Raw genomic sequence first — 9505 nt, forward strand, 5'->3', positions numbered from 1 at the left:
GTCGTTCCCGCACGAGAAGGGCCAGACATGCCGGTCCGAGCAGGAGGAACGCAAGACCCATGACGAGGCACCAGAGCAACGGCAGACTGAGCCATGCGGACCCTCCGTCCTCGATGAGCATCTTGAGCCCATTCGCGGCGAGGAAGTATGGCACCGCGACCAGCATGGCTGGTACGCCCCACTTCAAGCCGTCACGGCGACGGATACGTGAGATCAGTCGCGGTCCGGGAGCGTAGCGGGCCAAGAAGTAGTATGTGCGGGCGACTCCAGCAAAGATGACGCGAAGCATGGTGTTCCTCTCGTAGCGCACGGCATGAGGAGCGGCGCTTTGAGAGTTGCCCGGAGGCCTGCCCGAGGGGCTAAGAGTGTTATCGCAGGGGTTGCCGTTCCACTGCTACTGTACGTCCGCGTGCGCGGAAGCGGTACTGTTCCCGAGATCAGGCGGAGTCGTCGCGCCGCCCGTCGATCAACGGGCTTCCTTCGCGAACGAGATGCTGGCAGTCAGAGCGAGCGCCCTTGGGACGGTACTCGGGTATTCGCGTTCGGCCGTGCGGGGCGAACGGTGAGGGTCCGCGCCCATTGGAGAGCTTGCGCGGCGCGCGATCGATCGATCTTCTGTGCCACCTGATCCGGTTCCGGGCCGAGCGGATCGGCGGTGGCGATCGCGTACCGGTCACGGTAGGCGGCGACCGTGCGCGCGTATTGGAGCCAGGCGCCTGCCTTCCGTGGATCATCGGGCCTGCCGCCGAGAGCCTGAACCCAGGGTGCTCCGGCCGCGACGGCCTGTTCTGCGACGGCACTGGCGCGTTCCTCTATGAGCTGATGCCGTTGTGCGAGCGCACGGCGCATGTCTGGTTCGCGGATGCCGGCAGCGATCGGGATAAGTCCCGCGATCAAGCGTGGAGGCGGCTGGCGCCGCCCGGCATGCGCGGGGCGTTCTGTCGCGGCGGCGGCTCTCCAGTGCAGCACGGACGCGATGTCGTCGGCGTCATCGAAGCCACGTGCGCGGACAAGTCGCGGAACGAGCTGATCGATGTCGTGATGGTTCGCCTCGGCTCGCCGCAGTTCAGCAGCGAGTGCTCCGAATGCGTCTGAGGCGAGTACCCGTTCTACTTGCGACTCGGTCAGGCCGGATATGCGGACGAGGGTCGCCCAGCGATCGTGCTGGGCTTCGGTGGCGATCGTGTCGTATTCGGCGGCGAGCTGACGGATTGACCCCCACTTCTCTTGTTCCTGTTCGATGGTCTCGTGCGCTGAGAGCTCGGCTCCGGAGTGGTTCAGCACCCCGAACAGCACTCGCCGGGTAGCTTCCTCCAGATTCTCGGCTTCGTGCGGGTGCTGGTGCCCGTCGTCGGGGGTATCAGTGGCGACGTACGCCAGATTGGCATCCTTGCCACGACTCATCGCGACGTAGAGGTTCTCCCTGGTCATCGATGGGTCGACCAGCACGTGCGCGGTATCGACCGTGATGCCTTGGGCCCGATGGGCGGTGGTGGCGTATCCCAAGTCGAGATGCTCGGCGGCGTAGTTGGCGGGGAGCACAATCGACTTGCCGCGGCTGGGGTCGACGGGGCGGATGGTCACGGATCCGTCGCCGCCGATCCTTGTGATCTTCCATCGGTTTCCGTTCTGCACCCACCTGTTTTTGGTGCGCAGCTTCCGGTCGTTCTTCCGCGTGATCACGATGTCTCCGACCGCGGCCTGGGCGCCTCCGCCCAACGTGACCTCGCCCCGGAGCGGTCGCACGATGCCCTGGAGGATGAGTTCGGTGCGGGCACGGAGGTTCAGCGCCGTGACGGCATCGCCGGAGTCGCTGACAAGGATCGTCTCTGTCCCGGTCTCTCGGTCTTTACACCATGCGTCGTAGGCCCTGGCGGTCATGTCGTCGGTGCTGCCGCCGATGACTCTCCCGGCGTGCTCATACGTCTCGATCACGTCGGTTTCGCCGAGGCGGAGGCGCAGCGATGCGACCTTCTCCCACGTGTTCGTGAAGCGGTGGATCGTGGAGAGTTCCGGGGTGTCGTCGCGGTCGCCGGCGAGCAGTCCGAATGCGCCGGCGGCTGCTGGGGATTGGAGCTGGCCGTAGTCGCCGACGAGGAGCACCTTTGCTCCGGTGTCTGCGGCGATGCCGGTGATCCGGTCGAGTACGAGGGTGCCGGCGAGGCTCGCCTCGTCCACGATCACCAATTGCCCGGCCCGGAAGGCGCCGCCCGTGTGGAGGTGCGTCGTCAGCCACATCGCGGTGTTCTCTGTCGAGATCCCGAGATCGTCGGCGAGGACCTCGGCGGCGACCGCGGACGGAGCGAGGCCGACCACAGACTCTGCGCCATGCTGCTGTTCCCAGGCGACACGGAGCGCCCGCATGGCCGTAGTCTTCCCGGTGCCGGCGGGGCCGACCAGCAGATCGAGCACCCTACCCGACATAGCAACGCGGGCGAGGGCGTCGGCCTGGTCGGGGCCGAGCACCCGGCCACCCCAATCCGGGCGGTTCGTGACGCGCTCGATCACCGCGAGCGGCAGGGTCGGCCCGGTCATCGTGCGGGAGCGTTCCAAGAGCCTCGCTTCGGCATGCAGGAGCTCGGCCGAGGAGTACAGGGCCGAATGGCGGGGCCGGAACGCCGACGTGCCGTCCGGTCGCTGGAACCGTGCCGGGGCCGAGGTGAGCTCGGGTGGAGTGAGACGCAGAGAGGCGCGTTCAGCGGCATCGACGACCAGGCCGGTCACCGCCTCCCGATCCTGGGTCGACGCGAACCGCCACCCCATCGTCTGCCGGGCGGCCTCTGCGGTGAGGTTCCACCGGTGCCAGGTCGACCGCTTCGACCCAACCGCCTCCACGACAACATGAGCGATGGCCTCGATCTCATCGAGCAGTACGTCATCCGCATGCAGCACCCGCACCATCCCTGCGGGAATCGCCTCCCGCACCCACTCGCCGGCATCCCGGCCCAGCTTCTTCGTGGCTCGCTTGCGCCATTCGGTCGTGAGGTCGGCGAGCGAGCGCACTTTCTTCTCAGGCCGGGTAGCGAGCGTAGCCTGCGCGCGGAGCTTGATGACCGCCGCCGCCGACGGCTGCCGCCCATGCCGCTGCACATACTCAGCAATCAGGCGATCCTTCTCCGCATCGATCTGATGCGAGCGGGTAGAGAACTCGAGCACCAGCTCTTCGGGCACCGTGGCGATCGCCCACGTCGCGTTCCGGTCGCGGCCCCGCTCGCGCGCTTCCCACTCGACGCCGAGGAGCCGGGTGAGGTGATCGGCGATGACCGCCTCGTGGAGTTCGGAGAGAGCAACCGTAGCGGCGTGCATGGGGCGGCCGTCGAGCGACCGCCACCTCTGGTCCAGGATGGTCTTCACCTTGTTCGAGACCACCACGTGCGTGTGCAGGTGCGGGTCGTTCGCGCGGGAGTCGTAGTGATCGTACGCGGTCGCCGCGACCCCGAAAGTATCGACCTGTGCGACCGCACCGCCGTCGGCGCCGGTCGAGCCGACCCGGGTGGCAACAACCTCGCGTTCCATGAACTCAATCACCTCCGCGATCGCCGCATGATGCGCGTCAGCGATCAGCGCTTGCGTGCCCGCATCGGCGACCGCCCAGAGCACGGAGGCTGACTTCGGAAGGGAGAAGGTGTAGTCGTATCCCGCGACAGCCTTCCTCGTGCCACGTCGTTCCTGTTCTTCGATCTGCGCGATGGCCTCCGCGCGGGAGGCGGGGCCGAGCTCGGGGTCGAGCGCTTCGACTCGCTCCGCGATCCGTTCAGCCGGGGCCTTGTAGATCGGGTAGGCGCGGCCGAGCGGGTCACCGGTGACGGGGTCGCGGCCCGTACCGATGAGGAGCTGAAGCTGCTGCTCCGGCACCTCCTCGCCGAGCGTGATGCGGCCTTCGCCAAGTTGGGTGAGACCGGAGCCGAGCCAGCGGCCGGGCGGGGTTCCGGCTTCGGCATAGTAGCGAGTCAGCGGCGTCGCAAGACTTCGGTCGCCATCGGCTGCGACGACAGTGCGCAGCAGGTACTTGTAGCCGCCGCCCGCGCTCATCACCCGCATCGAAACCGTCACGTCGAGTAGGTGTTCTCGGGCGCGAATTAGGGCTGATGAGAGACTGAAGGAATGGATCTTGACGAGCTGCTCCGGGTGATGGATCGCGCCGCCGCAAACCTGGCGAAGCTTCAGGCGATCTGGGATCGGGCGCAGCCGATGATCCCTACTCGCCCGCAGCGCGGTACGAGCCGCGAATACGAGGACCTCCGTCGGTCGTGGACTCCCCTGCTGGCGGGCCTCCCTCCTATCGACGGCACAACCGTTACTGAAGAGCTGCCTGACATCGATGAAGCCGGACAATCGTTCATCTATCACTATGAGTTTGATGAGCCGACCTACGACCTTGAGAACCGGCTGGAGCGACCTGGACACCAACTCGATGAGTACCGCTTCCGCCTTGGGCAAGCCCGACGGCGCGCAATCCACGACCGTCTGGATGAGCTCACCTCCACGGTCAATGTGACTCTCACGCAGATCATCGAGTCGTTCGAGCCCGACTCGTCGGCCCGAGTCGAGGATCCCCGAACGGCCGTGGTGGCCGACTCGGTCAGCGAGATCGAGCGGCTGCTCGGCGATACGACTGAACGAAAGGGACGTTGGGGAGATCTGCACCGTCACCTCCACTTCGGGCAAGGTCACGACTGGCACGATATTGCGGAGATGGATTGGCCGTCAGTTCGCGCCGATATCGAGGCTGCAAGCCTTTCGGAGCTCGACCCGCTGCCCGTGCCTGCGATTGATCTCGGTGTCGCAGCCTCAGCGCGACCGACCGGCGGTGCAAGCATCGGCCTCGACTGGTCAGTCATCGACGACGATGGATTTGAACGCTTGCTGTTCGACCTCTTGCGCGGCTTTCCTAGCTATCAGAACGTCGAGTGGTTGATGAAGACGCGCGCACCAGATCGAGGACGCGATCTGTCTGCTGAGCGGGTGATCAAAGACGATGGCGGAACGACACGGACCGAGCGGGTCATCATTCAAGCGAAACACTGGACGTCGAAGTCAGTCGCTCCTGCCGACATCACGAACACGCTGGCAGCGCTATCCCTCTGGGAGCCGCCGATCGTCCGGGCATTGGTGATTGCGACGAGCGGTCGCTTCACCACTGATGCGGTTGCGGTTGTCGAGAAACACAACTCTGACGGCAAGCTGCCGCTTATCGAGCTGTGGCCGGACAGTCGCTTGGAGACTCAGCTTTCGCAGCGCCCGGACCTGGTCGCTTTATACCGACTTCGCCCTTAGGAGATTGTCGGTCCGGTCGGAGCTAGAACTCGAAGTCGAAGTCAGACCCAGAGCTCCCGGCTGTGGCTTCACCGCGATACAGGGTGACGAGAAAGGTGAGGATCGCACCGGCCATACGCACGACCATGACCGTTTCGGCATGCGCGATGTCTGGTTCTGCGTAGCGCCCGTGGCGAGCGCCCGGAAGCTGGTTCGAGTACGCGTAGAGCTTCTCGATCGCAAGTCGCAGCGGCACGTGGTAACCGGGGCTACCTGGGAAGAGGTTGCGTGCAACATCACCGAGGGTTGCGTGGGGCTTCCCCTCGATGATCTTTGCAACCGCCTCCAGCGCGTTGAGCGCGTCAGCCACGGCGCCTTCGAGGTTCGCGGGCATGCTGCGCAGATTGCGCAACGCATTCTGGTACTGCTTGCGCACGGGTTCGAACTCATCGGTCAAGGACGCAATCGCTTCGTCCTCGTCGTGCCGAGTCTCGAACTCGTTCGCGACGGGTTCGTAGAATTCGAACCGGCCATCGCGCATCTCATAGGCGATTCCGCTTCGTGACAAGGCTCTGTTCACCGACTTCTGCAGTTCCGCACGCGACTGCCCCTTCATCGTTGAGGCCTCGGCTTCCAGCGCATCATAGACGTCGAGCCAGGTCATCTGGTCGAGGAGAAGCCGTGCGAACTCATCGGCGTAGGTATCGCTCCAGATGTTCGCGTCGGGCAGCTGCTGGGAGTATTCGCACAGCTTTCGATATGCGGCAAGCGGACTCTTCCCGTCACGGCTAACCGCATTCCACAGCACGAGACGCACTGCGTCGCTGTCTCGCTCGATCTGGGTGCGTTGCGGCTCAGGTCGCGTGTACCCAAATCGATCTGCGAACGACATCGTGCTCCTAACTCTGTTCCAGCCACCTGCTGTCCATTCTCTCCGAGCACAGCACGAACCCGTCAAACCTCATCTGCAAGACGCGTGGTGGCCCAAAAGAGGAGTCCGGGATGAACGCTCCGGAGCTCCGTCATTAGCGCCCATCGAGCAACGGCGGGAAGCGCCTGAGTACCTAAGAGATGACCAGCCCGGCCGGGAATCTCGACGATGGCGGCCGGTGATCATCGACGTATCGGAGTCCCCATGCGCCAGCCGAACCACGAGGCCCCAGAGCCGTGGTCTACGAACGGGTCGCTGTCCGTCGGGTGCCGAAGACTCGAACTTGCCGTCAAGGAAGAACTCGATGCCGAGACGGCGCGATTCTCCGAGTTCAGCCCGGCGCCGGTCCACATGTTGGCCCGCCATTGGCCAGCCGCGCCGAAGCTCGGCGACATCACCAAGATCGATTCGACCGCCATCGAGCCCGCTGAGGTGATCTGTGGCGAGTTCCCACTCAAGACGTGTCAGCTTGTCGACAAAGCACTAGCCCACAATAGTCGGAGGCGCCGCGGCACCTCCAAGCTCCGGTTGCAGAAGTCGCTGCTGGCAGCTGCATGCCCGGGGATGTTCTTGAGCCTGTCCACAGTCGGCCCGAGCCGCTCGTGGTCGTACTCGATCTCGATCCGATGGTCTCTGCCGCTGTGAGGGCGTTCATCATTGCGTTACCGTCCCGTGCGCGTAGCGGCTTTTGCACGTTTCGGCAGACAGCATCGTCCTACATTCCGTCAATGTGGGCCCTGGGGCATCCGCTGGTGCCGCGCCAAGATGGATCAGCAACGGACGAGTTCGCAAAGATGCGCTCCCCAGAGAAGCCCCGGGGCACCGGGAGTTTCGCCGATTCGTTTGGAGATTGATCATGCCAGTCCCCACACTGGGTTCGGTCGGCGTGAGTCGCCGCACTGTTCTGAAGGCAGCAGCCGCGTCGGCTGGAGCCACCCTGGGGTTGCCGAGCATTGCCGCCACAGCGGCCCGCTCCAACGTCCGGTTCGAGCCGACATTGGTAGGAGCGATCCGCTGGGACGCCTGGGTTGGAGGCGACTGGCACGTCGGCGCCACGGTGAATCGCACGTTGTCACCGCAGGAGTACCAGTTCCGCCTCCCGTTCTACGCACAGATCACGGTGCCGGATCGCATGCTCGTCGAGCAAAACTTCGATGCGGAGGTCTCAGGTGAGGCGCCGTCCGGCTGGACCGTCTCTTCGGCAGCCGGTACCTCAGTTGCCGTAGAGGACGCGATGGACCACCCAGGCAAGCATGTCCATCTGCACGACGAGTCAGGGACGTCGCCAGCATCGATGACCCACGCGTTCGCGTCGCAGAGCCGCGCCGTCACTGTGAAGTGGGATTGGAAGGAAACCGTCGCGGGCCGGTGGGGTCGGGCGTTACTGATAGGCGGCTCGACCGCGGTCGTTGACATCGCGACTACTACGGATGCAGCTGGCAAACACCTCGTGATGCGTTCCCCTGATGGCACCTGGAAGGTCCTGCAGGATATTACGGACGACACGTGGTACTCACTGAAGGTGATCGCCGACCCAGCACCACCGCAAGCGAGTCCTTGGGTTGACGTTTATGTCAACGGCACTCGGCGGATCAGCAAAGCACCATTGCTCGCGTCCGCCAGGAGGTTCGACAACCTCACGCTTCGTACTAACGAGACGTTGACCTCAGATCTATACGTCGACAATGTGAGCATCGCAATCACCGAGTCCGTGAACGCGAATGGCGCGACCCAGGCGATCATGGACCAAGAGATTCAGTACGCTACTTCGGCCGGAATAGACTATTGGGCCTTCGTGTACTACCCCCAGGAGCCGCTGTCGCGTGCCCGGAATCTGTACCTGTCCAGTGCTCACAGGAACGACGTCAATTGGTGCGCGCTGCTGGACGGCAACTTCACCGGTGCGTTTGACGCGAACCTCGCCATATTGGCACCGCACTTCGCCGAACCAAACTATCAGAAGGTGCTCGGCGGTCGCCCGCTCCTCTACTTCCTCACCGGCGCCGACGCCGCCAAGGTCGCGAAGGTCCGAACCAAAGCCGCGGAAATCGGAGTGCCAAACCCATACATCGTCGTGATGGCTTGGACTGCCGAGAGCGCGGCGACGCTGAAGGCAACGGTCGGGGCGGACGCAGTCAGTCGGTACGCAACTGGCGGTGGGAACGGGGCCACCTACGACAGCGTCGCGGCAACTGAAACTGAGCTGTGGACCGACTACGCCAGCGCGGCCGGAGAGGTGGTTCCAACTGTGTCCACAGGCTGGGACAATCGCCCCCGATATGACTATCCCGTCAGTTGGATCGGGGACTACACATCACTGCAGAACAACTGGGAACAGCAGGCAACGCCCGGCGAAATCGCCACCCACCTCGCTGGAGCGATCCGCTGGGGAAACACCCACCCGACGGATACCCCGGCCAATACCGTTCTGATCTATGCCTGGAACGAGTTCGACGAAGGAGGCTGGATCTGTCCAACCCTGCACGAGCTCCGCGATTCCGCTAGGCCTCTGCGTCTCGATGCCATCGCGGGGGTATCCAGGACAGGTCTAGCCAAACCACGGTGATATCCCGCACCGAACCCCGATGATCAGGAAGCCACGCCCGCGCATACCGCAACAGCGGCCGGACGGAAGAAGACCACATCGCAAACGCAGCAACTACTCAGACCATCGTATGGAGCGATACATCTTTGCCATGGCGAACATTCCCGCCACGAAGGAGCGACATGACCCGCCACTGCTTCGAGCTCCGGATCCGGCCAGAGCTCTGCGACGACTACGTCGCCCGCCACACGCCGGTGCGTCCGGAGATGCTCGCGGAGATCGCCGCCGCGGGCTGGCGCAACTACTCCTTGTTCCTCGCCGAGGACGGCCGGCTCGTGGGCTACTACGAGACCGACGACGATGCCGCGGCTCAGGCCTACCTCGCCGCCTCCCCGATCGCGGCGGAGTGGGAGGCGGAGATGGCGCCGTACTTCCTCGGCCTCGACGGGCGCCCCGATCAGGCCGCGACCGCACTCACCGAGATCTTCCACCTGGCCGATCAGCTCACCGCTGCCCGCCGCACGTCCGCCTCCGAAGAAAGCACCGCATCATGACCACGCTCTCCCCCGAGATCCTGTCCGCGCTCGAGACACAGGCGATCGAGCTGCCGAGCTGGGCGTTCGGCAACTCCGGCACCCGCTTCCGTGTGTTCGGCACGCCCGGCACGCCCCGCGACCCGTACGAGAAGATCGCCGATGCGGCGCAGGTGCACGCCCACACGGCGCTCGCCCCCACCGTGGCGCTGCACATCCCGTGGGATCTCGTCGATTCCT

6 protein-coding genes and 1 pseudogene are annotated in these 9505 nt (G+C 64.6%); 5 read left to right on the forward strand and 2 right to left on the reverse strand.

Features of this window, described 5'->3' with window-relative positions; translation table 11 throughout:
* Positions 1 to 501: 501 nt before the first annotated feature.
* Positions 502 to 4041 (reverse strand): MobF family relaxase, encoded by a 3540-nt coding sequence (mobF, locus tag RL72_RS18950; RefSeq protein ID WP_487246355.1) that lies wholly within the window; start codon positions 4039 to 4041, stop codon positions 502 to 504.
* A gap of 63 nt (positions 4042 to 4104) precedes the next feature.
* Here mobF and RL72_RS18955 point away from each other — a divergent pair, with 63 nt between their 5' ends.
* Positions 4105 to 5277 (forward strand): restriction endonuclease, encoded by a 1173-nt coding sequence (locus RL72_RS18955; protein WP_082072508.1) that lies wholly within the window; start codon positions 4105 to 4107, stop codon positions 5275 to 5277.
* A gap of 22 nt (positions 5278 to 5299) precedes the next feature.
* On the opposite strand, the gene RL72_RS18960 is transcribed toward RL72_RS18955, so the two are convergent.
* Entirely contained in the window at positions 5300 to 6148 is an 849-nt protein-coding gene (locus tag RL72_RS18960) for an AbiJ-NTD4 domain-containing protein (protein ID WP_045252422.1), read from the reverse strand.
* Positions 6149 to 6391: 243 nt separating this feature from the next.
* Between RL72_RS18960 and RL72_RS19300 the strand changes: the two genes are divergently transcribed.
* From RL72_RS19300 to RL72_RS18980, 4 genes and pseudogenes are all read left to right on the forward strand, one after another.
* Complete coding sequence (locus RL72_RS19300) at positions 6392 to 6832, forward strand: hypothetical protein (RefSeq protein WP_052674508.1); 441 nt, start codon at positions 6392 to 6394, stop codon at positions 6830 to 6832.
* Between the two features lie 211 nt (positions 6833 to 7043).
* Positions 7044 to 8753 (forward strand): glycoside hydrolase family 71/99 protein, encoded by a 1710-nt coding sequence (locus tag RL72_RS18970; protein WP_156156846.1) that lies wholly within the window; start codon positions 7044 to 7046, stop codon positions 8751 to 8753.
* A gap of 161 nt (positions 8754 to 8914) precedes the next feature.
* Positions 8915 to 9286, forward strand: a complete 372-nt coding sequence (locus RL72_RS18975; protein WP_045252424.1) for an L-rhamnose mutarotase — start codon at positions 8915 to 8917, stop codon at positions 9284 to 9286.
* Positions 9283 to 9505 (forward strand): annotated as a pseudogene (locus RL72_RS18980) (L-rhamnose isomerase); the annotation flags it as partial. The gene RL72_RS18975 and the pseudogene RL72_RS18980, both read left to right, overlap by 4 nt.

Source organism: Microbacterium azadirachtae, from assembly GCF_000956545.1.
Taxonomy (GTDB): domain Bacteria; phylum Actinomycetota; class Actinomycetes; order Actinomycetales; family Microbacteriaceae; genus Microbacterium; species Microbacterium azadirachtae.

Coding starts and splice junctions, on each gene's coding strand:
- mobF (WP_487246355.1), bottom strand. CDS start 4,041: ATGCGGGTGATGAGCGCGGGCGGCGGCTACAAGTACCTGCTGCGCACT.
- RL72_RS18955 (WP_082072508.1), top strand. CDS start 4,105: ATGGATCTTGACGAGCTGCTCCGGGTGATGGATCGCGCCGCCGCAAAC.
- RL72_RS18960 (WP_045252422.1), bottom strand. CDS start 6,148: ATGTCGTTCGCAGATCGATTTGGGTACACGCGACCTGAGCCGCAACGC.
- RL72_RS19300 (WP_052674508.1), top strand. CDS start 6,392: ATGCGCCAGCCGAACCACGAGGCCCCAGAGCCGTGGTCTACGAACGGG.
- RL72_RS18970 (WP_156156846.1), top strand. CDS start 7,044: ATGCCAGTCCCCACACTGGGTTCGGTCGGCGTGAGTCGCCGCACTGTT.
- RL72_RS18975 (WP_045252424.1), top strand. CDS start 8,915: ATGACCCGCCACTGCTTCGAGCTCCGGATCCGGCCAGAGCTCTGCGAC.